The organism is Pseudomonas sp. SB113 (genome assembly GCF_040754745.1).
In the GTDB taxonomy this organism is placed as follows: domain Bacteria; phylum Pseudomonadota; class Gammaproteobacteria; order Pseudomonadales; family Pseudomonadaceae; genus Aquipseudomonas; species Aquipseudomonas grimontii.
In genome coordinates this window covers 1-20,739 of sequence record NZ_JBFMHW010000010.1, presented here as the reverse complement: position 1 = coordinate 20,739, position 20,739 = coordinate 1, and the positions used below count along the sequence as shown (strand labels likewise).

The 20,739-nt window shown below is 62.6% G+C and carries 17 protein-coding genes and 1 pseudogene; 12 read left to right on the top strand and 6 right to left on the bottom strand.

The features are described from left to right. From AB1462_RS14980 to AB1462_RS14935, 10 genes are read left to right on the top strand one after another with little or no spacing between them, the layout of a single operon-like run. A complete protein-coding gene (locus AB1462_RS14980; RefSeq protein WP_090402060.1) occupies positions 1-912 on the top strand; it encodes a glycosyltransferase in 912 nt (303 codons plus the stop codon). 29 nt (positions 913-941) lie between these two features. After that, positions 942-1,718 carry a polysaccharide biosynthesis/export family protein gene (locus AB1462_RS14975; RefSeq protein ID WP_259194356.1) on the top strand — a complete coding sequence of 259 codons (777 nt, stop codon included), beginning with the start codon at positions 942-944 and terminating at the stop codon, positions 1,716-1,718. Between the two features lie 14 nt (positions 1,719-1,732). Then, positions 1,733-3,724: an exopolysaccharide transport family protein gene (locus AB1462_RS14970; RefSeq protein WP_259194346.1), complete on the top strand. Its 1,992-nt coding sequence runs from the start codon at positions 1,733-1,735 to the stop codon at positions 3,722-3,724. Next, complete coding sequence (locus tag AB1462_RS14965; RefSeq protein WP_315338621.1) at positions 3,724-4,914, top strand: glycosyltransferase; 1,191 nt, start codon at positions 3,724-3,726, stop codon at positions 4,912-4,914. Before AB1462_RS14970 ends, AB1462_RS14965 begins: the two co-directional genes overlap by 1 nt. Continuing rightward, positions 4,904-6,232 (top strand): beta-galactosidase, encoded by a 1,329-nt coding sequence (locus tag AB1462_RS14960; RefSeq protein WP_259194348.1) that lies wholly within the window; start codon positions 4,904-4,906, stop codon positions 6,230-6,232. Before AB1462_RS14965 ends, AB1462_RS14960 begins: the two co-directional genes overlap by 11 nt. An 8-nt stretch (positions 6,233-6,240) precedes the next feature. Continuing rightward, positions 6,241-7,458, top strand: a complete 1,218-nt coding sequence (locus AB1462_RS14955; RefSeq protein ID WP_259194349.1) for a glycosyltransferase family 4 protein — start codon at positions 6,241-6,243, stop codon at positions 7,456-7,458. After that, complete coding sequence (locus AB1462_RS14950; RefSeq protein WP_367247124.1) at positions 7,449-8,552, top strand: glycosyltransferase family 4 protein; 1,104 nt, start codon at positions 7,449-7,451, stop codon at positions 8,550-8,552. The genes AB1462_RS14955 and AB1462_RS14950 overlap by 10 nt, the downstream gene beginning before the upstream one ends. Before the next feature lie 2 nt (positions 8,553-8,554). Then, the gene (locus tag AB1462_RS14945; protein ID WP_367247123.1) at positions 8,555-9,982 is read left to right on the top strand and encodes an O-antigen ligase family protein; all 1,428 of its coding nucleotides are present in this window, start codon (positions 8,555-8,557) and stop codon (positions 9,980-9,982) included. Further along, entirely contained in the window at positions 9,982-11,391 is a 1,410-nt protein-coding gene (locus AB1462_RS14940) for a lipid II flippase MurJ (RefSeq protein ID WP_367247121.1), read from the top strand. Before AB1462_RS14945 ends, AB1462_RS14940 begins: the two co-directional genes overlap by 1 nt. A 22-nt stretch (positions 11,392-11,413) precedes the next feature. Further along, positions 11,414-12,448 (top strand): acyltransferase family protein, encoded by a 1,035-nt coding sequence (locus AB1462_RS14935; RefSeq protein WP_315338618.1) that lies wholly within the window; start codon positions 11,414-11,416, stop codon positions 12,446-12,448. Positions 12,449-12,484: 36 nt separating this feature from the next. Here AB1462_RS14935 and AB1462_RS14930 read toward each other — a convergent pair whose 3' ends face one another. The 4 genes from AB1462_RS14930 to AB1462_RS14915 all read right to left on the bottom strand — a co-directional run bounded on the left by AB1462_RS14930 (position 12,485) and on the right by AB1462_RS14915 (position 16,876). Then, the gene (locus AB1462_RS14930; RefSeq protein ID WP_090402037.1) at positions 12,485-13,060 is read right to left on the bottom strand and encodes a DUF4174 domain-containing protein; all 576 of its coding nucleotides are present in this window, start codon (positions 13,058-13,060) and stop codon (positions 12,485-12,487) included. A 164-nt stretch (positions 13,061-13,224) separates the two neighbouring features. Beyond that, positions 13,225-13,857 carry a glutathione S-transferase gene (locus tag AB1462_RS14925; protein ID WP_259194353.1) on the bottom strand — a complete coding sequence of 211 codons (633 nt, stop codon included), beginning with the start codon at positions 13,855-13,857 and terminating at the stop codon, positions 13,225-13,227. A 12-nt stretch (positions 13,858-13,869) separates the two neighbouring features. Beyond that, complete coding sequence (locus AB1462_RS14920) at positions 13,870-14,448, bottom strand: GNAT family protein (RefSeq protein ID WP_090402033.1); 579 nt, start codon at positions 14,446-14,448, stop codon at positions 13,870-13,872. A gap of 70 nt (positions 14,449-14,518) precedes the next feature. After that, a complete protein-coding gene (locus tag AB1462_RS14915) occupies positions 14,519-16,876 on the bottom strand; it encodes a DNA polymerase II (protein ID WP_259194354.1) in 2,358 nt (785 codons plus the stop codon). Positions 16,877-16,991: 115 nt separating this feature from the next. Between AB1462_RS14915 and AB1462_RS14910 the strand changes: the two are divergent. Beyond that, positions 16,992-17,399: pseudogene (locus AB1462_RS14910) on the top strand (TonB-dependent siderophore receptor); the annotation flags it as partial. Positions 17,400-17,541: 142 nt separating this feature from the next. Here the strand turns inward: AB1462_RS14910 and AB1462_RS14905 are convergent. Continuing rightward, positions 17,542-18,009, bottom strand: a complete 468-nt coding sequence (locus tag AB1462_RS14905) for an SRPBCC family protein (protein WP_090402029.1) — start codon at positions 18,007-18,009, stop codon at positions 17,542-17,544. Between the two features lie 99 nt (positions 18,010-18,108). Here AB1462_RS14905 and AB1462_RS14900 point away from each other — a divergent pair, with 99 nt between their 5' ends. Next, positions 18,109-18,510 carry a GFA family protein gene (locus tag AB1462_RS14900; protein WP_259194355.1) on the top strand — a complete coding sequence of 134 codons (402 nt, stop codon included), beginning with the start codon at positions 18,109-18,111 and terminating at the stop codon, positions 18,508-18,510. Position 18,511: 1 nt separating this feature from the next. Here AB1462_RS14900 and mrdA read toward each other — a convergent pair whose 3' ends face one another. Continuing rightward, on the bottom strand, positions 18,512-20,404 hold the full coding sequence (gene mrdA, locus AB1462_RS14895) for a penicillin-binding protein 2 (RefSeq protein WP_090402027.1): 1,893 nt from the start codon (positions 20,402-20,404) through the stop codon (positions 18,512-18,514). Between the last annotated feature and the right edge of the window lie 335 nt (positions 20,405-20,739).

The window sequence follows — 20,739 nt, the reverse complement described above, 5'->3', positions numbered from 1 at the left end:
ATGCGCACTTCACTGATCATCCCCACCCGTAACGCCTCCAGCCACCTGGCACGCCTGCTGCCGGCGCTGAAGATGCAAACCCTGCAACCTGACGAGATGCTGGTGGTGGACAGCGCCTCCAGCGATGACACCGTGGCGCGCTTTCGCGCGTTCGGTGCGCGGGTCGAGGTGATCGATGCCCATGACTTCAACCACGGCGGCACTCGGCGCTGGGCCAGCGAACAGGTGGGCGGCGACGCGCTGATCGTGATGACCCAGGACGCCATCCCGGCAACCCCCGAGACCTTTGCCAACCTGCTCGCTGAATTGCAGCAGGACCCACTCAACGGCGTCGCCTACGGACGGCAATTGCCCCACCCCGACGCGGGTGTGCTGGGCGCGCAATCGCGGTACTTCAACTACCCGGAACACAGCCGCAGCAAAAGCCTGGCCGATGCACCGGAGCTTGGGATCAAGACCTGCTTCAGCTCCGACTCGTTTTCCGTGTACCGGCGCAGCGTGTTGCAAGCAGTGGGTGGTTTCCCTGCCGACGTGATCGGCAGCGAAGACGCCTTTGTGGCCGCACGCATGCTGCTCGAGGGCTACAAGGTGCGCTACGCCGCCACCGCGCGGGTACACCACTCCCACGATTACAAACTCATGGACGAGTTTCACCGCTACTTCGACATTGGCGTGTTCTACGGCCGCGAGCCATGGATCAAGCAGGCCTTTGGCGACGCGGGGGGCGAAGGCAAACGCTATGTGCTGGCCGAACTCACGGCCCTGCGCAAAGCCGGCGCCTTGCACCGCGTGCCCGAAGTGCTGGTGCGCAGTGCGTTCAAATGGCTCGGCTACCGCCTGGGCCATCTTGAGCGCCGCCTGCCCCTGGCCCTCAAGCGGCGCATCAGCATGTTTCCCGGTTATTGGAGGTGAGCAGCATGACCCACAGGAAGCCCCCCTTGATGCAGCGAAGCGTGCTCGTCCTGGCCATGCTGGCCCTGGCCGCCTGCAATACCCCGGCGCGCATCGAGCCGCCGGACAGCAACACCGTCGAGGACGGCAAGCGCGCCCTCGACCAATTGGCCCAGCTGCCTCCTGCTGTGGAACGCATCCGTATCGGCGACCAGTTGCGCATCGTCCGCGATGCCGGCGAGATGCCGACACTGTCGGCGTTCAACGTCAGCACGATCTACGAGCTGACGCTGTACACGGTGCAGACCGACGGCAAGATCAACTACCCGTTCCTGGGACCGATCCCGGTTGCCGGGCGCCAGCCATCGGAGCTGGCCACACAGTTGACCCACGCGCTCGCGGCGACCTACCGCGAACCCCGGGTGACGGTGAACATCAACCAGGCGCCGGGCAACTCGGTGATCGTCGGCGGCGCGGTGAATAACCCGACGGCGGTGCAGATTGCCACGGCCAACACCCTGGAACAGGCGATTCTCGGCGCCGGAGGGGTCAGCCCGGCGGGCAATGCAAGCATGGTCGCGCTGCTGCGCGAAGATGGCCAGGGCGCCTATCGTGCCTACTTCCTCGACTTCAGCCAGCTCATCAAGACCGGCGCCAACGGACGCAAACCGGTGCACCTGCAACGCGGCGATGTGGTGTTCGTGCCCAAATCCAACGTGGGCGAGCGCATCCAGGGCGTGGATACCTACATGAACCAACTGATCCCGTTCACCAAGTCCATCGGGGTCGGCTACAACTACACGCGCACCAGCGGCGGCAGTAACTAAAGGAGCGACATCCCATGATCGAGATCCGTTCTTTTCGTGATCTGCTACGCCTGTTTTTTATCTTCCGGCACGAATTCAAACTGGCCGCTATTGCTGCGCTGGTGATCATGCTGCTGGGGGCCTTTTTGCTGCCTGCCAAGTACGAATCTACCGCGCGCCTGCTGGTCAAGCCGGGGCGTGATTCGACGCTGCCCATCGAGATCGGCAACCGCCAGGCGCTGGTGATGCCCAGCACCCAGCGCGACCCGATTGTCGATGAAGAGCGCCTGCTGACCGGGCGCCCGATTGTACGCGCGGTGGCGGAGCACTACCTGGAAGTGATCAACAACGCACCGCCGCCGGAAGGCTTCTGGAAGCGCACCAAGTTTTATGTGAAGAGTGGCGTCGGCGCGGTGTTCGAAGGCATTCGCGCGGTGCTGGAAACCCTCGGCGTGATTGAAAAAACCACGCCGGTCGAACGCCTGGCAGCGGGCCTGGAGAAGAGCTTCGAGGTGAGCCACGCCGCCGGCTCCACGGTGATGGACATCAGCTTCACGTGGGGCGACCCGAAGATTGCCCAGGCGGTGGTCAAGGACTGGGTTGAAACCTATATCAACGAACGGACTCAAGCCCTGGGCCGCAAAAGCCTGTATGCCTTCTATGAAGGGCAGGTATCGAACAGCGCTACTGAAATCAAGAGTTATAAAGAGCAGATCCTCACGCACCTGAACCAGATCGGCGCGGCGAGCATCACTGATCGCCTGGAAGACTTGTCCGAGCGCATCAACGTGCTGCGTGGCGAAACGTTCAATACCACGCGCCTGATCGCTTCCTCCGACAGTGCCATCCAGAGCACCCGCACCCAGCTCAAGAGCCAGCCCAAGGAAGTGACCACGGTGCGCCAGATCGCACTGAACCCGCAGCAGCAGGATCTGCGTCGCCTGCTGAACCAGAAGCTGCTGGAAAAGGCCGACATGATGCGCACCTACACGGACAACGCGCCGCCAGTCAAAGCCCTGGACGCATCGATCCGCGCGATGCAGGCCCAGGTCGCCAATGAAAGCAACACCGTGCAAAGCTCGGAAAACCGTGCCCCCAACACCCTCGAAATCCACTTGCAGCGGGTGCTGCTGGATGAGTCGAGCAACAACCTGGCGCTGCGTACCCAGCTGACTCAACAGCAAAAACAACTGGCCAACCTTGAAGCCCAGCGCAAGCAGGCCCTGGAGATTGAACCGGAGCTGACCCGCCTTGCCCGCGAGTTGAGCGCCACCGAACGCAACTACGCGCTGTACGTGGACAACCTGGAAAAATCGCGCATCGACCGTGAACTGGATAACAGCCAGATCAGCAACATCGCGGTGATCGAAGAAGCCACCCTTAACCCCGGCCGCATCTTCCCGAAAACCCTGGTGATGCTGGTGCTGGCGCTCCCGTTTGCGCTCGTTGTCGGCCTGCTGGTGATCTACTTGTGCTACCTGCTCGACCAGCGCATCCACGACGGCGGCCTGGCAGAACGCAAGTTCGGCTTGCCGCTGTGGACCACCCTGCCGGAGCTGGACACCAGCACCGCCCAGGGCACCAACGCATTCAACGCGAGCATCTACCGCCTGTACGGTTTGCTGCAGTTGGACCGCATCGCCGAACAGGGCCTGACCCTTGGCCTGACCTCGGCGCGCCATGGTGAGGGCGTGACCTTCGTGGTGGAACAACTGCGCCAGTTGCTGCAGGAAAACGGCATCACGGTGCGCGTCGGCGGGGTCGCACCCGCAGCGCCGGGCGAAGTGGTGCTGCTGGACGCCTCGGCGCTGCTGGATAACCGCGATGCGTTTATCAACCTGCGTCGTGCCGATCTGATCGCCCTGGTGGTGGAAGCCCGCAAAAGCACGGTGCCGGTGGTTGAACACGCGCTGTCGATCCTCAACACGGCGTTCGGCAAAGTGGATGGCATCATCATCAACCGACGCAAGTTCGAGGTGCCGGCCAAGGTGCTTAAAACCATCGCCAAGTACCGGGGGGCGTTTTGATGCGTATCGCCTTGCTCGCCCCTTTGCCGCCGGAGAAAAACGGCATCGCCGACTACGCGAACCATTTCCGCACGGCCCTGGAACAACTCGGCGTGACGGTGCTGACGCCGTTGGCCGGTGTGGCAGGCAATAACCAGGCGATCAAACAGGCCATCGGCGGGTTCGACTGGCACAGCGTAGACCTCGTCCACGCCGAGCTGGGCGGCGGACGGCTGGGGGAATTCCTGACCCTGCGCGAGTTGCGCAGGGCCTACCCGGCACTGCCCTTGACCGCCACGGTGCATGATCCGGAACGCATCGTCTGGCGCCGCGAGCGGTTGCCATTCCCGCTGAACCTGCTGGAGCGCTTGCCCAGCCCAATGCCACAGGCGGCGGTGGTGCTGGCCGATCCGCTGACCTTGCGTGAAGAGCGCCAGGTCGCCGCCGGTGTGACGCGCTTGATCACCCTCACCCGCCTGGGCGCCGAGTGCCTGGGCCAACGCATGCAACTGCCGGCGGGTAAAGTGGCAGTGATCCACCATGCCAACCTGGCGATTCCGTCGGCGCCGTTACCGCCCCTGGATACGCTGCACCTGCTGTACTTCGGTTTTATCTACCGGGGCAAAGGCATTGAAGACCTGTTGCAGGCCCTGGCCGCTGTTTTCAAGCAAGCCCCCCAATTGCGTGAGCGTGTGCGCCTGACGCTGGCCGGTGGCACCGCCGCCGAAATGGCGTTCGGCGCAGGCGGTAATTACCTGGAACAGTTGAACAAGCAAATCGCCGAGCTCGGGCTGACGGATGCCATCGACTGGCGGCTGAACCTGCCGGCTGAAGAGATTGCCCAGACCATCCAGGCCCACCATGTGATGGTGCTGCCCTATCGCGAATCGAAAAAACTCGGCCTGCTCGGGCGCCAGCGCGGCACCAGTGGCGCGCTGTCCTGGGCCGCCGCGTGCGGGCGCGGCGCGATCACGTCCGACGCTCGCGCGTTTGCCGAGGAAGTCGCCAGCGGCAATGGCGCCATCTACCCCGAAGGCGATGTTGACGCGCTCAGCGCGCAACTGCTGCGCCTGGCACGCACGCCGCTGCTGGCCAGGGACTGGGCCGAACGCGCCGGCGAAATCGGCCGCGAGCGCTTGTGGCCGTTGACCGCGCAGACGTTCAAGGCGCTGTTTGAACACGTCATCGAGGACAGCCGCCATGCCACGTAAACGCACCTACGTCGCTACCCTGGTGGTGGTCGCCGCCCTGGGCCTGAGCGCGTTTTTGTGGGGGCGCCAGGCCGATGCCGAAAGCCATGTGCTCAAGGGCAACAAAACCCTGGCGTGGAAGGATTTCCTCGGGGTGAACGCGCAGTTCCTGTGGTTCGCCCCAGAGCGCTATCAAAAGCAGATAGACCGTCTCAAGGCGCTGGGCCTGGAGTGGGTACGCCTGGATTTGCATTGGGACCAACTGGAGCCGGTCGAAGGGCAGTACCAGGTGGCGACGCTGGATCAGTTGGTGAGCAAACTGCAGGACAACCAGCTCAAGTCGGTGTTCTACCTGGTGGGGTCGGCCCCGTTCGCCACCACGGCGGCGGTGGGTGCGCCCTATCAGGACCAGTACCCGCCGAAAGACCCGAACGTGTTCGCCAACCGCATGGCGCTGTTGGCCCAGCGCTACCCCAGTGTCGACGCCTGGCAGGTGTGGAACGAACCGAACCTGCTGGGCTTCTGGCGCCCGGTGGCCGACCCGGCCGGCTACGCCGCGTTGCTGACTGCCAGCGCCGCCGCGTTGCGCGCCATGAGCCCGAGCAAACCGGTGGTAGCCGCCGGCATGGCGTTCTTCAGCGAAATGCCCAACGGCCAGAGCATGTTCGATGCCCTCGGCGCCCTGGGCGTGGCCAGCCTGAATACCATCGTCTCGTACCACCCCTATACCCAATTGCCCGAAGGCAACGACCCGGCCAACCTGGACTTTATCGCCAGGGCCACCGCGCTCAACCAGGCCCTGCGCAACGGCGGCGTGCAGACCCTGTGGAGCACCGAGTGGGGCTGGTCGACCTACACCGGTCCCAAAGACGCCCAGGACATCATCACCCCACAGGCCCAGGCCGATTACGTGGTGCGCCGCCTGGCGCTGATGAGTGCACTGGATTACGACAGGGTCTTCCTGTTCACCCTCAGCGACCTGGACCAGCGCGCCAGTGTGCGGGACCAGTCTTACGGCTTGCTCGACATCGACGCCAATCCCAAGCCGGTCTACACCGCGCTGAAAAATTTCCTCGAGGTCAGCGGTCCGACGCTCACCCCCGGCGACCCGCCCAGCGCCGACCAATTGCCCGACGGCCTGTTCAGCATCGGCTGGACCCGCGCCGACGGGCGCAAGCTATGGTTCTTCTGGTCGGCCGAGGGCGGCAACGCACACTTGCCCAACCTGGCCAGCGCCACCCTGTATGACCCGCTGCGCGGTACGCAAACCCCGGTAACCGGTACCGACGGCCTGACCGTGCCGGTCAAAACGAACTTGCAAATCCTGTTATGGGACTGAGGCCCGCCATGCGCATTTTATGGATCCTGCCCTACTCGCCCTGGCCCGCCACCAGCGGCGGCAAGACGCGCCAGTTCCACCTGCTGCGCAGCCTGGCCGCGCGCGGGCATCGGATCACCCTGCTGCTGCATGACAAGCACCCGGTATCCCTCGCCGACCGCCAGGTGCTGGAGGCGTTTGTCGAACAGTTGATCATCCTGCCGCGCCGCCCCTTGCGCAGCCTCAAGACCCTGGTGGCAGGGCTGTTTGCCCCCTACCCGCTGCTGGCCAGTGTGAATGGCCTGTCGGCTGGATTGCAGGACACCTTCACGGGGTTGTTGGGTGAACATTGGGACGTGGTGCAGATCGAGCACAGCTACAGTTTCCAGCCTTACGAAGATGCGCTGGCGCGTAAATCCCAGCCATTTGTGCTGACCGAACACAATGTGGAGTCGGCCCTGGGCGCGGCCACCTACGACCGTTTGCCGCGTTGGTCGCTGCCGTTCATTCGCTACGACCAATGGCGCTATACCCGCTGGGAACGCCGGGTGATGCGCCAGGCCACGCAGGTGGTGGCGGTCACTCAAGGCGATGCGCACATCCTGGAAAAGATCGCCGGCAAACCCGTGCCGGTGGTGGTCAATGGCGTGGACTGCGATCACTTCGCTGCGGCCCATCCCGACCCGTCGACACGCCGCGTGCTGTTCCTCGGCAACTATGAATACGCGCCGAACGTCGACGCCATCGAATGGGCCCTGGATGAAATCCTGCCGAAGGTCTGGGCGCGCTGTGCGGAGGCGCGCATGAGCGTGTGCGGCTTCGGCATGCCCGGCAGCTGGCGCGAGCGTTGGAAAGACCCGCGTATCGAGTGGCAAGGCTTCGTACCCAACCTGCTCGACCTGCAATCGAGCTGTTCAGTGTTCCTGGCGCCGTTGCGCCATGGCGGCGGCTCCAAGCTCAAGGTGCTCGAAGCCCTGGCCGCCGGCCTGCCGCTGGCCAGCACCGAACAAGGCGTGTCGGGGCTGGACCTGGTGGAAGGCCTGGACTACCTCGGCGGGCAAAGCGCCGACGACTTGGCCGATGCCGTGGTACGCCTGCTGCAATGTCCGGAAGCCGCTGCGCCCATGGGCGAGGCCGGCCGTGCCTATGTGCGCCGCGCCCATGACTGGAGCGTCGCCGCCAGCCAACTGGAGCAGGTGTACGCCACCCTCGTGCCGCTGAGCCAGAGGGAAGCCGCATGCGTGTAGGCCTGGATTACCGCACCGTCGGCACCTCGCCGCAATCGGGCATCAGCCGCCAGGTGTACGCACTGGAAAGCGCTCTGCACGCCTTGCCGGGCATCGAGCTTGAGCGGTTTACCGTGGCGCCGCTGGACGATGAGACCCGCTTGCAGGCCCATTGCCCGGCGTGGGGCTGTGCCAAGACCGCCATGCACCAGCCGCACCATCGCCTGCGTTTCGAGGCCGGCTTCCTGCCACGCGCTTTGCGTGAGCAGCACATCGACCTGTACATCAGCACCTTCAATATGGGCCTGCCGCTGCCACCCAAGCCGACGGGATTGCGCACCGTGGTGCTGCTGCATGACCTGTTCCAGATCACTCTGAACAACTACCACGCCAACCGCTTGAAGGCGCTGATCTACAAGACCAGCGATCGCCTGTCGATTGCCTACGCAGTGCACAGCGCCGACCGTGTGTGGACCCCGTCGCAGTACAGCGCCGATGAAACCGCGCGGCTGTTTCCCAAGGCGGCGGGCAAGATTCGCGTGTTGCCCAACCAAGTCGACGGCTTTGCCGAACGGGCGGCAGACCTGTCCGCACGTCAACTGCCGCAGCGCTACTGGCTGCTGGTGGGCACCCGCGAGCTGCGCAAGAACGTGCCGTTCCTGGTGGGCGCCTGGCAGCAGGCGCGGCGCCAATCCCCCAGCGTGCCGGAGTTGGTGCTGGTGGGCAGCCTTGATCATTTGCCCGAAGCCCAGCGCACATTGCCGGGGATTCGCGCGCTGAGTGGCGTGTCGGACGCCGAGCTGCATACGCTGTACCGCCAGGCGTCACGCCTGTGGCAGCCGTCCTATGCCGAAGGCTTCGGCCTGCCGGTGATCGAGGCCCTGAGCGTCGGCACGCCGGTGGCGGTGGCCAGCGGCACGTCACTGGATGAAATCACCCCGCCGTCGGCACCGCGCTTTTCCCCCACCGATGGCCCGACGCTGGTGCAATTGATGCTCAGCCTGGGCATGCACCCGGATGAAGGGTCCGCCGAGCAACGGCGGCTGTGGGCGCAACGCTTTAATCATCACGCTTATCGCCGGCGCCTGGCCGAACTGATCGAGGAACTCAAGTGAGAGTGAACCTGGCAAGCCTCGTCGCGATCCTCTTCGGCCTGCTGTTCGGCGCCCTCGCCCTGTTGCTGTCGCCGGCCAAGGCGTTCCTCGCCGTGATCGGCCTGGCGGGGGCGGTGACCATCCTGCGCTTCCCGTTGTGGGGGCTATTGTTGTTCGCCATGATCGCCACGTTCATGCCGTACTCGACCATCAACCTGGGAATTCGCAGTACCGTGAGCGAGGCGATCCTGGCCCTGACCTGGGGCGCGGTGCTGTGGCACAACTTCCTGGCGCGCCTGCCCGACACGCCCAGCCTCACCCGTCGCCCCACCGACCAGATGCTGTTGTGGCTGATGCTGTTCAGCGTGTTCCCGTTCCTCGTCGGCCAAGTCACCATCCACGCCGACACCAGCGGCGTGGCCAACTGGCTACGCTGGCTGCTGAGCCTGTCGGCGGTGTTCCTCTGCGCCAAATTGCTGGTGGACCGCAAGCAGCGCGAATTCGTGGTGATCGCCCTGTTGCTGGGTAGCCTGGCGATGCTGGCGCTGTCGATTGCGGTGTTCGTGCGCACACGCTCCGGGGCCGGCATTGCGCCGATTCTGGCGCTGTTCAACTACGGCAACTTCGACATGTTGAAATTCGGCCTGGAGGCCATGTCTTCGCGCATGGGCTCGCCGTGGATGCACCCGAATGCCATCGGCGGGATCATGGCATTGCTGCTGCCCCTGGCTTTCTGCTTCGGCGTGACCGAGCAAGGCTGGAAACGCGCGCTGGGCCTGGGCGTCGCCTGCCTGGGCGCGGCGGCGTTGCTGCTGGCCAGCAGCCGCGGCGCGATGGTCAGCCTGGCGTTGGTGCTGCTGTGGATGGCCACGCGCCGCGTGCCCTACACCGGGCGCCTGTTGATGATCGGCGCAGCGTTGACCGTGGCGCTGGTGATTGCCTACCCACCGTTGCAGGAACGCCTGGCGACGATTTTCTCGTCGGACAACGCCAGTACCGAAGTGCGGTTCGACGAGTACCGCATGTTTTCGCAGGCCGTGGTGTCTTATCCGTTCGGCATCGGTTTCAAGGTTGACCCACCGGTGCCGGGCACCCACCTGCTGGGTATCTCCAACCTGTGGCTGAACTTCATCTACAAGACCGGCATGGTCGGCATGCTGTTCTTTGTGGCGGTGACCGTGCGCTGGTGGCGTGAAGCGCGCCCGGAAAAAGGCCCCATCCGCCTGACCAAGGACAATGCCCTGTGGCTGGGCACCACCGGCGGGATTCTGTCGGCGCTGGTCAGCGGCCTGTTCGACCACTACTTCAGCTTTGCGGTGGTGATGGTGGCGTTGTTCTGGCTGATGGTGGGCATCAATGTGCTGGAGGCGCGGCGGTTGTTTCCGGCGCGGCTGCCGCAGGTGAAGTCCGTGGCCTACCGCAAACCCTTGCTTGATGAGGCACGTCCCTGATGCTCGGCTCTGCCGCCTGGCTGACCCTGGCGACCCTGTTGGGCCTGTGCCTGGGGTTTGCTCGCGAATGGTTGCTGGTGGCGGCCTGGGGCGCCGGAGAACGCAGTGACGCCTTCCTGATCGCGCTGTTTTTGCCGGAAGCGCTGCGCATGTCATTGGCCGGCGGTGTGCTGAGCGCCGCCGCGCTGCCGCTGTACCAGCAGCGCAAGGACGGCGAGCGCCTGGACTGGCTGGCGGTGTTGTTCCCGACGTTGCTGCTGATCGCGTTGGTCACCAGCCTGCTGCTGACACTGTTGGCGCCGTGGCTGGTGCAAGTGCTCGGCCCGGGGTTGACCGCCACCGCCACGGCATTGGCCAGCCGCAACCTGCAGATCGTCGCCTGGTGTGTGCCGGGCTTGATGCTGCATGCGCTGTTCAGCGTTCCCTTGCAAGCCAGCGAACGTTTTGTCCTCGCGGGGCTGGGCTCGTTGCTGTTCAACCTGCCGCCAGTGACGTACCTCGCCCTCGCGGGCACCGCCAGCCAACCGCACTCGCTGGCCCTGGCCTGCCTGGCCGGCAGCCTGTTGATGCCGCTGGCGCTGTTGCCCTCGGTGTGGCGCCAAGGCTGGCGGCCATGGCGCTGGCAACTGACCGTCGCGCCCTTGCGGGAGCTGGCCCAGCGTATCGGCCCACTGTTGTTGAGCAATGGCGCCAGCCAAGGCTTGGCGCTGATCGAACGGCTGGTGGCGTCGCTGCTGGGCGAAGGTGCGGTGACCTGGGTCAACCTGGCGCGCAAGCTGATGAACCTGCCGCTGATTGCGCTGATGAGCCTCAACCAGGTGCTGCTGGGCATGATGAGTCGCCGCCAGGGCGATGAGCGCCTGGCCCTGCTCAAGCGCGGCCTGGAAACCGCCAGCGTGCTGACCCTGCCCGCCGGCGTCGGCCTGGTGGCGGCAGCCCCGAGCCTGGTGGCAGTGCTGCTGCCCAAGCAATCGGCGGATTCGCCGTTGCCGCTGCTGCTGGCCTGGTTTGCCGTGCCGTTGGTGTTCGGCGCCTGGAACGCCTTGCTCGCGCGCTATGCCTACGCCGCCGGCGATACGCGCCAGCCGCTGCGCTGCGAGTTGCTCGGCAGCCTGGTCAACGTGCTGCTGTTGGCCGCCCTGCCCTTTGTGTTCGGCCTGGCCGGCATCCCCTTGGCCGCCCTGGCCGGCGTGATCTGCACCGCGCTGTTGCTGATGCAGCGCCAGGCCTTGCTCGGCGCCCTGCCCTGGGCCCGGCACTGGTGGCTCAGTGCGCTGCTGATGGGGTTGGCTGCGCTGGCGTTGTTTCGCATTGAAGGCGTGTGGCTGCAACTGGGGCTGAGCACCCTGGCGGGCGCCGTGGTGTTGCTCGGCATGGGGCTGTGGCTCAAGCCGTGGCGCAAGGCATGAATGATCGATCGGGAGCACTCAGGTGAAAAATCGCTGGATTCAAATGGACATCGCCAAAGGCATCGGCATCCTGGTGATCGTGTATGCCCACAGCTGGTTTGTCGCCACGTCCCTGGACTTGATGTACCCGATCCTGGCGTCGTTCGTGTTGCCGTTGTTCTTCTTTTTGTCGGGGGTGTTTTTCAAGCCTGAGCAGCCGTTTGTCGAGATGGCGGTGCGCAAGGCGGATGGCCTGCTCAAGCCGTTTTTCTTCACCCTGCTGGTGTATGTGATCGTGCGTGATGTACTGCGCGGCCAACCGCTGCTGCCGGACATAGGCGGCGTGCTGTACGCCTCGGTGGACACCATCCCGTGGCAGGCGCTGTGGTTTTTGCCGCACTTCTGGGTGGCGATCCTGTTCAGTTGGGTGGTACTGCGGCTGATCCAGCGCCTGCCGCTGGCGGTGAGTTGCACAGTGATGCTGGTACCGCTGCTGCTCGGCATCTGGATGCTGCCCTGGTTCTGGCAATTGCCGGTGACCCTCGGCGGGCAAACCTGGGTGCTGCCCGGCTTGCCGTTCAGCCTGGACATCACCCTGATCAGCAGCGCGTGTTTCGTCTACGGCTACCTGCTGCGGAACTGGCTGCGTACCCATGCGGGGTCACTGCTGACTTTGCTGGTTTCGGTGGTGCTGTTCGCGGCAGTGTTCATCTATAGCCACGACACTATGGACCTGGCGCAGCGTCGCTACGACCACTGGCTATGGACCAGCCTGCTGGCGGTGATTGGGGTGTACCTGTGCTGGGCGCTGGCGCGGGTGCTGATGGCCTCGGCGTTGATCACCCGTGCCATGACCTACATCGGCCAGTCGACCCTGATCCTGCTGATTTTCCATGGGGAGATCCAGCACAAGACGTTTGATTTGATGGAGCGTCTTGGGCTGCATGCGTTTGTCGCGGCGTGTATCGGTTTTGTCGTGGCGGTGGTGGTGCCGTTGTTGATCGGGGAAGTGATCAAGCGGGTGGCGTTCCTGCGGTTTTTCTACTTTCCGTTTCCGCTGCGCAAGGCGGCCAAATAACGGTAGGAGCGAGCGTGCTCCTACCGGCTATTGGGTTCAGTCATCCAGTTGTTGCGCAGCGGGCTTGCCGGCATGTTTCGCAGGCTTGGCGCCCTTGGCCGGGGCCGGTGCAGCGGGTTCTGGTTCCGGTGCGGCGGCGGTTTCTTTCTCAGCCATCGGCATCTGGTCGATGGCGCTGAAAAACTCTTTCAAATCGAGGGTATCGGGTGGCACGGTCTTCTCGACTTTCTTCTCGCCATCCTTGCCCACCAGGATCACTTTGGTGCCGCTGCCGGCACCCAGTTTGAGCGCGCGAATCAGCGCGTTGGTCTCAGGCGGCGTGAGCTTCTTGTTGTCCTTGGGGTCCTTGGCGAACTTTTCCCCTTCGGCACCGATGCTGCCGAATTTCACGGTGTAGAACACCATGCTGCGCTCTTCAAAGGACTGCTTGGTAGCAGGCTCGTCCAGTTGTTTCTTGAGCGTCGCCAGTGTGTCGTTGCCGGAATCAAGCTCCACCACCACCAGTGGCCGGGCTTTGCCCAGGTCCTGCTTGAGCGGGTTGATATCATCAGCAGCCAACAGCGGCCCCGTAAAAGCCATCAAGGTAGCCAGGGTCAGCGACCGGATGAGCATGCGCACCTCCTTTGAATTCCATGCAGGGTTCTTGAGTTTCATGTCTGCGACAGTCAAATTCAAGGATGATTCCTACGCCACTTTAAGAAAGCGTAGGCCAGGATGCCCGCTCCGCAAGGGTTTGGAGGCGACATCCAGCATTGTTTCCTTTGATTGCGGAAACATTACGAGACCTCCCAGTCCGGCCAATGCCGAGCAAACACGGGTGCCACGATGGGGTCGACATCCACCTGCGCCAAGGTCTGGGCAAAGCCTGGCGCCAGGGCGCTCAACGCTTCGCGTGCCTGATCCCAACGCGACACCGCCGCCGCCATGATACCGAGCGCATTCGGCTCGCCGTTGGGCGCGAACAACTGGCCGGCAAATTGTTCGGCAAACACCACCCAGGCCTGATGCAGATAACGGCGCGTGCCCGCCGCCAATTGCGCCTGCAGCGCTTCATCGGCATTGCCCAGCCAGCGTTGCGGGTAGTCGATGATGCCGATCGCCGAATAACAATTGGCCGCGATGTACACCAGGCCCCGAATGATCTGGGCGCGGTCGCCGCTCAACAGATACGCGTCGGGAAACGCCAGGCCCAGATGGATCAGGATCGCGGCACTTTCCGTCAGCACCTGGCCATCGGGAGTGACCAGGGTGGGCACCTGTTTGAGCGGGTTGATACGGGCGAGCTCGTCGCTACCCTCGCCGTCGGCCCAAGAGGCGGCGTCCACCCGTCGCCACGGCACCGCGCACCGCTGCAGCGCGATTTCGATCATGCAGGAGCCAGATTCGTCGATGCCATAGAGCGTGTACATGGGCCTTTCCTCCTATCGTTGCAGTTTCGCCAGCAAGTTGGCCTTCACCTGCGGCCATTCCGAATCGATGATGCTGAAACGCACCGAGTTGCGCTTGCGCCCGTCGCGCATGATGCGTTCGTGACGCACAATGCCTTCCTGTACGGCGCCCAGGCGCAGGATCGCAGCGCGGGATTTTTCATTGAGTTCGTCGGTGGTGAATTGCACGCGCACGCAGTCCAGCACTTCAAACGCGTAGGTCAGCAGCAGAAGCTTGGCTTCGGTGTTGATGGCGCTGTTTTGCGTGGATTGCGCCAGCCAGGTGTGGCCGATCTCCAGCTTGCGGTTGACCCGGTCGACCTTCCAGAACCGCGTGCTGCCGACCACCAGGCCGGTGTCGCGACGCACGAGGGTGAACGGAATCATGGTGCCGGCGTCACGCCCGGCCAGGGCGGTTTCGATGTATTGATCTACGGTGTCCGGACCCGGCACGTGGGTGACCTTGAGGTTCCACAGCTCGCCATCGGCAGCAGCATCAAGCAAGGCGGCCGCGTGTTCGCGTTGCAGGGGTTGGAGTTCGACCGCGGTGCCGGTCAGGGTGAGCAGGGTCATGGAGCGCTACGCCGTCTGGTGATCATCAGAGGCCAAGAGTGCAGGCTCTCACCGGAGTGAATCAAGCGTTTTAGAACAGGCCCATTTGCCCGCCGACCAGGGTGCTGAAATCGTCATTCACGAACGGCAGGATGGCATCCGCGACGGGTTGCAATTGCCGGGTGACGTAGTGGTCGTAATCAATCGGCGTCTGGCGGACTTCCAGCGGTTCGGGGCCGTTGACGCTGATCACGTAGCTGATCCAACCGCCGCGCTGGTACTGGCGCGGGCGCCCCAGGCGGTCGTTGTATTCATCGGCGAGCCGCGCAGCGCGCACATGGGGCGGCACGTTACGCTCGTAGTCGTCCAGCTGGCGGCGCAGGCGCTTGCGGTAGATCAGCAGTTCATCGAATTCGCCGCTCAGGGTGCGGCGCACGTAGTCGCGTATGTAGTCCTGATGGGGCTGGCGGTGGAAGATGCGCTGGTAGAGTTCCTGCTGGAACCGACGGGCCAGGGGCGACCAGTCGCTGCGCACGGTCTCCAGGCCTTTGTAGATCATCTCTTCGCTGCCGTCGGCACGGGTGACCAGGCCAGCGTAGCGTTTTTTGCTGCCCTCCTCCGCGCCGCGAATGGTCGGCATCAGGAAGCGGCTGAAGTGAGTTTCGTATTGCAGCTCCAAGGCGCTTTGCAGGCCGAACGCGCTGTGCAGGTGCTCACGCCACCACGTGTTGACATGCTTGACCAGCGCCTGGCCGATACGGCTGGCGTCTTCCTGGGAATGCGCGCTGCCGAGCCACACGAAGGTGGAGTCGGTGTCGCCGTAGATCACCTCATAACCCTGGGCTTCAACCAGCTCGCGGGTTTGGCGCATGATTTGGTGGCCGCGCATCGTGATCGAGGAAGCCAGCCGTGTATCGAAGAAGCGGCAACCGCTGGAACCGAGTACGCCGTAGAAGGCGTTCATGATGATTTTCAGCGCCTGGGAAAGCGGTGCGTTGTGTTCACGCTTGGCCTCTTCACGGCCCTCGGAGACGCGCGCGACGATGGAGGGCAGGCAGTGCCGGGTGCGAGAAAACCGTGCGCCGCGAAAGCCTTCCACAGAGTCGCTGTCGTCGGGGTGCTTGAGGCCTTCGATCAGACCCACCGGATCGATCAGGAAGCTGCGGATGATCGACGGGTAGAGACTTTTGTAATCGAGTACCAGCACCGATTCGTAGAGGCCAGGGCGCGAGTCCATGACAAACCCGCCGGGACTGGCCTGGGGCGGTTTATCGCCCAGGTTCGGCGCAACGAAGCCCTGGCGGTGCATCAGCGGCATGTACAGGTGCGTAAACGCCGCCACCGAGCCGCCGTTGCGGTCGGCTGGCAACCCGGTGACGCTGGCACGTTCGAGCAAGAACTTGAGCAGCTCGGTTTTCGCGAAAATCCGCGTGACCAGCTCGCAGTCCTTGAGGTTGTAGCGCGCCAGGGCAGGCTTGTCCTCGGCGAACATACGGTTGATTTCGTCCATGCGCTGATACGGCGTGGAGATGTCCTTGCCTTCGCCGAGCAGGGTTTGCGCGACGTTTTCCAGGCTGAAGGATTCAAAGCTCCAGGTGGCCGAACGCAGGGCCTCGATACCGTCGATGATCAAGCGACCCGCCGCTGCAGCGAAGTAATGGTTGCGGCTGCCGTGCTCGCGCCAGGCCATGGGCTCATCGCCGCGACCGAGCATCAGCGGCACGTTGAGGCGCTGGGCATGTTCGTGCAGGACCCGTAGGTCGAACTGCACCACATTCCAGCCGATGATTGCATCGGGGTCATGGGTGGCGAGCCATTGGTTGAGGCATTCGAGCAATTGGGCGCGGGTGTCGCAGTAGTCGAGCTTGAAGTCCACCGCGTCGGTTTTGTTGGGCGGGCCGAGCATGTACACCTGGCGTTCGCCGCAGCCTTCGAGGGCGATGGAATAGAGGTCGCCCTGGGCGGTGGTCTCGATGTCCAGGGACACCAGCTTGAGCGGCGGGCGGTAGTCGGGCGCGGGCTTCATCTGCGCGTCGCACAGGGCACCACTGGCATCGGGTGTACCGCCGAACCACACCGGCGCGGTGATGAAACGCTCCATCATGTAGCGTTCGGGTGGGCGTACGTCGGCTTCGTAGACGTCGACACCGGCGGCGCGCAGGCGTTTTTCCACGTCCATCAACTGGCGGTGCTGGCGGGTGTACAGGCCCAAAACCGGGCGGTGATGGAAGTCGCAGAGTTGCAGCGGGCGCAATTCGATATCGCGTTCGCCCTTGAGCAGCCAATCCAGCGGCTTACGGTGGGCCTCGGGGATGAACATCACCGAGGTCTGCACGGGTAGGCGGATAAACCGTGGGCCATGGTCTGTGGCCAGCCAGAAACTGACCTCTGTGCCCGTCGGGGTGTCGCGCCAATGCCGGGTCAGGACAAAACCCTGCTGTAAATCCACCGTACCGCACCTCAGGAATAGCTTTCAGGCGTTGATTCTACGCGGCATCCGCCCAAACGCGGCAGGTAAACGCGCACGCGGGCCGCAATCTGACAAATTTGTTGCAAGGCGTCGGGGGTATGCGAACCAGGCGCAGACCTTCATGACCCGTGGCCTGCCGCTGAACGGCGATGATATTTCCTACCATGGTTTGTACGGCATCCTGCCGCGTCAGATCATCTCTACCGACGCGCTGGAGCGAGTGGAAGTGTTTAAGGGGCGCAACGCGTTTATCAACGGCGTGCCCCCGGGAGGCTCGGGGATCGGTGGCGATGGCCGCGTAGGCGAGCATTTGGATATAGGCCAGCGGCTGGAAGACAATCGTTTTGGTGCACGGATAAACCTGTCCCAGCGCGAAGGTACTACCGGTATTGATGAGGAAACCCAGCGTTCGAAACTGTTTGCGCTCGGCCTGGACTACCGAGGCGATGCGTTGCGCGTATCGAGTGATTTTGTCTATCAAAAGCAGCGCATCAACGGTGGGTTCTTGAGCCAGGGCGATCCTCGCGTAGCCAAGTTGTCGGCGACGGTGGACTTCTAGCCGCAAGGCCAGTTGCCCTGCATCACGACTCATGGAAGCTGAGAACGACAAGGACGGGCATCAGTGATGATGCCCATTATCCGGTTTACGCCCGACGGGCTTTGCTCAAATAGTTTTCGATATTGCCCATCTGCTCGTCCCAGCCACGGGAGTTCATCTTGAAGGCTTTTTGCCTACGCTTCTCTGGCACCGTATCGAAACCGGATTCAACCACCCGTAGCAAAATGCCGGGCGCCCGATCCTCAATGGTGAATTCCACCAGTGTCGGGGTTTCCTTGTCGTAGTCGACGCCCTCTTCCACCGCAAAGGGGTGCCACCAGAAAGAGAACAGCGTCTGCGGCAGGATGCGTTCGATTTTGGCTTTCCAGATCACGTGTTCGTAACCTGGGTAGGTAATCGGTGCCTCTATGGTTTCCCCTGCCATAAAGGCTTTGCCCATGAGGGCGATACCAAACCAGTTACCGAATTGCTCGGCATTGGTGAGCGCTTCCCAGACCTGTTTGCGTGAAGCGTTCAGTAGAACTTTTCGCTCGATGCGATCTAATACGTGCATAAGTCACCTCCTCCGTTGACAGTAGGCGACATCAAACAATGCGCAACCTCAGGTTGTAAGCAATCATGATGACCCCGTCCTTGAACCGGCAATATGTTTATGACTAACCCATTGAATGGAAGTTGCTTCTGCAAAGGTGTTCGCTATCAGGTGGATCAACTGGACATGCCCATCAGCCATTGCCACTGCGCGAGCTGCCGCAAAATACACGCGGCCCCGTTTGTCGCCACTGCTGGAGTAATGCGCGAACATTTTCGCTGGACGCAGGGGGAGGAACTGCTGGCGTCCTTTGAATCGTCGCCGGCCAAGCTCAGGCATTTCTGCTCGCGCTGTGGCTCACATCTGATAGCAGAGCGTGGACATCAGCCCCATGTGATCGTGCGGGTGGCGACGTTGGACGATGATCCAGGCGTCAGGCCCACCTCGCACATCTGGACGGCCCATGATGTGCCCTGGCTTGCCCATCAAGGCATAGAGCAATGGGACGAGTGGAAGGCATGACTTAGACGTGCGGGTCACCTGGCGCTTTAGCCGGCGTCGCATATTGCGGCTTCAGGTGACCTGCCTGGTCAAGTAGCCAGGCATCCATGATTTGCCGCACCACCGGACCCGCGACGCGACCACCGGCCTCACCGTTTTCGATCATCACCGAAATCACGATTTTCGGGTGTTCGGCCGGGGCGAAGCCAACGAACAACGCATTGTCACGGTGGCGCTCCAGGGTCTTCTCACGGTTGTAGCGCTCACCCTGCTTGATCGCAACCACTTGCGCGGTACCGCTCTTGCCGGCAATACGATATTGCGCCCCTTGTGCGGCGGCCCGGGCGATACCGCGTGGGTCATGCATCACCAGTTGCATACCGTGGTTCACCTGTTCCCAATCACGCGGATCCTTGAGGACGACGTTGGGCATCGGGTTCTCGTCCACCGGCGGCTCGCCATTGATGGTCTTGGCCAAGTGCGGTCGATTCCACACGCCCTTGTTGGCGATCAACGCCGTGGCCTGGGCCAATTGCAGCGGTGTGACTTGCATATAACCCTGGCCAATGCCGAGGATCACGGTTTCGCCCGGGAACCAGGGTTGGCGCCGTGTGGCGCGCTTCCAAGCCTGGGATGGCATCAAGCCAGCAGACTCTTCGAACATGTCCAGGGAGACTTTCTGGCCAAGGCCGAACTCCGTCAGGTAGTCGTGCAGGCGGTCGATGCCCAACTTGTGGGCAAGGTCGTAAAAGTAAGTGTCATTGGAACGCATGATGGCGGCATCCATGTCTACCCAGCCATCGCCGCTGTGGTTCCAATTGCGGTATTTGTGGTCAAAGTCGGGAAGTTGGTAGTAACCAGGGTCGAACACCCGGGTCTGTGCGGTGACGACACCGCTATCGAGGCCGGCGATGGCCACTTCCGGCTTGATGGTCGAACCTGGCGCGTAGAGTCCCCGCAGTACGCGGTTGAACAGCGGCCGGTCGATGGAGTCGTGCAGCGCGGCATATTCCTTGAAACTGATGCCAGTGACGAAGAGGTTCGGGTCAAAGCTCGGCTTGCTGACCATGGCAAGCACTTCGCCGGTTTGCGGATCGAGGGCAACCACCGAACCGCGGCGATCGCCCAGGGCCTCTTCCGCAGCTTCCTGGAGCTTCACGTCGAGGCTCAGGACGATGTTTTTGCCAGGGATCGGGTCTGTGTGCTTGAGTACACGTAGCACACGGCCCTGGGCATTGGTCTCGACCTCTTCGTAGCCGACATGGCCATGCAGTTCAGATTCGTAGAAACGCTCGATACCGGTTTTGCCGATGGACTGCGTGCCGCGGTATTCCACCGAGTCGAGGGCTTTGGATTCTTTCTCATTGATCCGTCCTACATAGCCGATGGAGTGGGCAAAATGCGCACCCAGTGGGTAGTGACGGACGAATTGCGGTTCTACATCTACTCCTGGCAGACGGAACTCATTCACCGCCAGCAATGCAATTTGCTCTTCGGTCAACTCGTAAAACAACGTTACGGGGACGAATGGGTGGCGTGCCTGCTTCAGGGCCTTGTCGAACAGTGCGCGATCTTCAACAGGCAGGTGCAGCAAGTTGACGATGGCGTCGAGCTCGCCCTTGAGGTCGGTGGTGCGCTCGCGGGTGATGGTCAGGTTGTAGCTGGGCCGGTTATCGGCCAGGACCACGCCATTACGGTCATAGATGAGGCCACGCGTCGGCGTGATGGGCAGCACGTGGACGCGGTTGTTTTCAGAAATCGTGGAGTGGTAGTCGAACTGTATGACTTGAAGGAAATACATGCGCCCCACCAGGGCACACGTAATGCCGATCACCAACAACGCACAAGCGAGCAGGCGCTTGTTGACCAGCCGATTCTCTTTTTCGTGATCTTTAATCGGTATAGGTTCGGGCATTTCTACAGCATCTCGTTGAAGAAGGTCGACGCCGCATCCTGCGATGAAAGATCAGTCCTTGGGAAATGTGCTGCACCATACCAAAAATGCAGAAACACTTCGGATTGAATTCTCCCAACGGCACTCTGAAGTGAGCTCCATGTCGATGGGTACGGTGACACCACAACTGCCCTTGGGGATATTCAAGAGTTCACTCGGCCAGGCGTTTGCACTTTTCGACCGAGCAAAACAAAACCCCACCTGCTTTCGCAAATGGGGTTTCGGAATTTAATCTTGACGATGACCTACTCTCACATGGGGAAACCCCACACTACCATCGGCGATGCATCGTTTCA

What these genes read in the sequence shown, in the direction of transcription:
- AB1462_RS14905 (WP_090402029.1), bottom strand. Translation starts at nt 18,009, where the DNA reads ATGCACGTATTAGATCGCATCGAGCGAAAAGTTCTACTGAACGCTTCA.
- AB1462_RS14925 (WP_259194353.1), bottom strand. Translation starts at nt 13,857, where the DNA reads ATGTACACGCTCTATGGCATCGACGAATCTGGCTCCTGCATGATCGAA.
- AB1462_RS14940 (WP_367247121.1), top strand. Translation starts at nt 9,982, where the DNA reads ATGCTCGGCTCTGCCGCCTGGCTGACCCTGGCGACCCTGTTGGGCCTG.
- mrdA (WP_090402027.1), bottom strand. Translation starts at nt 20,404, where the DNA reads ATGCCCGAACCTATACCGATTAAAGATCACGAAAAAGAGAATCGGCTG.
- AB1462_RS14955 (WP_259194349.1), top strand. Translation starts at nt 6,241, where the DNA reads ATGCGCATTTTATGGATCCTGCCCTACTCGCCCTGGCCCGCCACCAGC.
- AB1462_RS14970 (WP_259194346.1), top strand. Translation starts at nt 1,733, where the DNA reads ATGATCGAGATCCGTTCTTTTCGTGATCTGCTACGCCTGTTTTTTATC.
- AB1462_RS14920 (WP_090402033.1), bottom strand. Translation starts at nt 14,448, where the DNA reads ATGACCCTGCTCACCCTGACCGGCACCGCGGTCGAACTCCAACCCCTG.
- AB1462_RS14980 (WP_090402060.1), top strand. Translation starts at nt 1, where the DNA reads ATGCGCACTTCACTGATCATCCCCACCCGTAACGCCTCCAGCCACCTG.
- AB1462_RS14975 (WP_259194356.1), top strand. Translation starts at nt 942, where the DNA reads ATGCAGCGAAGCGTGCTCGTCCTGGCCATGCTGGCCCTGGCCGCCTGC.
- AB1462_RS14930 (WP_090402037.1), bottom strand. Translation starts at nt 13,060, where the DNA reads ATGCTCATCCGGTCGCTGACCCTGGCTACCTTGATGGCTTTTACGGGG.
- AB1462_RS14960 (WP_259194348.1), top strand. Translation starts at nt 4,904, where the DNA reads ATGCCACGTAAACGCACCTACGTCGCTACCCTGGTGGTGGTCGCCGCC.
- AB1462_RS14965 (WP_315338621.1), top strand. Translation starts at nt 3,724, where the DNA reads ATGCGTATCGCCTTGCTCGCCCCTTTGCCGCCGGAGAAAAACGGCATC.
- AB1462_RS14950 (WP_367247124.1), top strand. Translation starts at nt 7,449, where the DNA reads ATGCGTGTAGGCCTGGATTACCGCACCGTCGGCACCTCGCCGCAATCG.
- AB1462_RS14900 (WP_259194355.1), top strand. Translation starts at nt 18,109, where the DNA reads ATGACTAACCCATTGAATGGAAGTTGCTTCTGCAAAGGTGTTCGCTAT.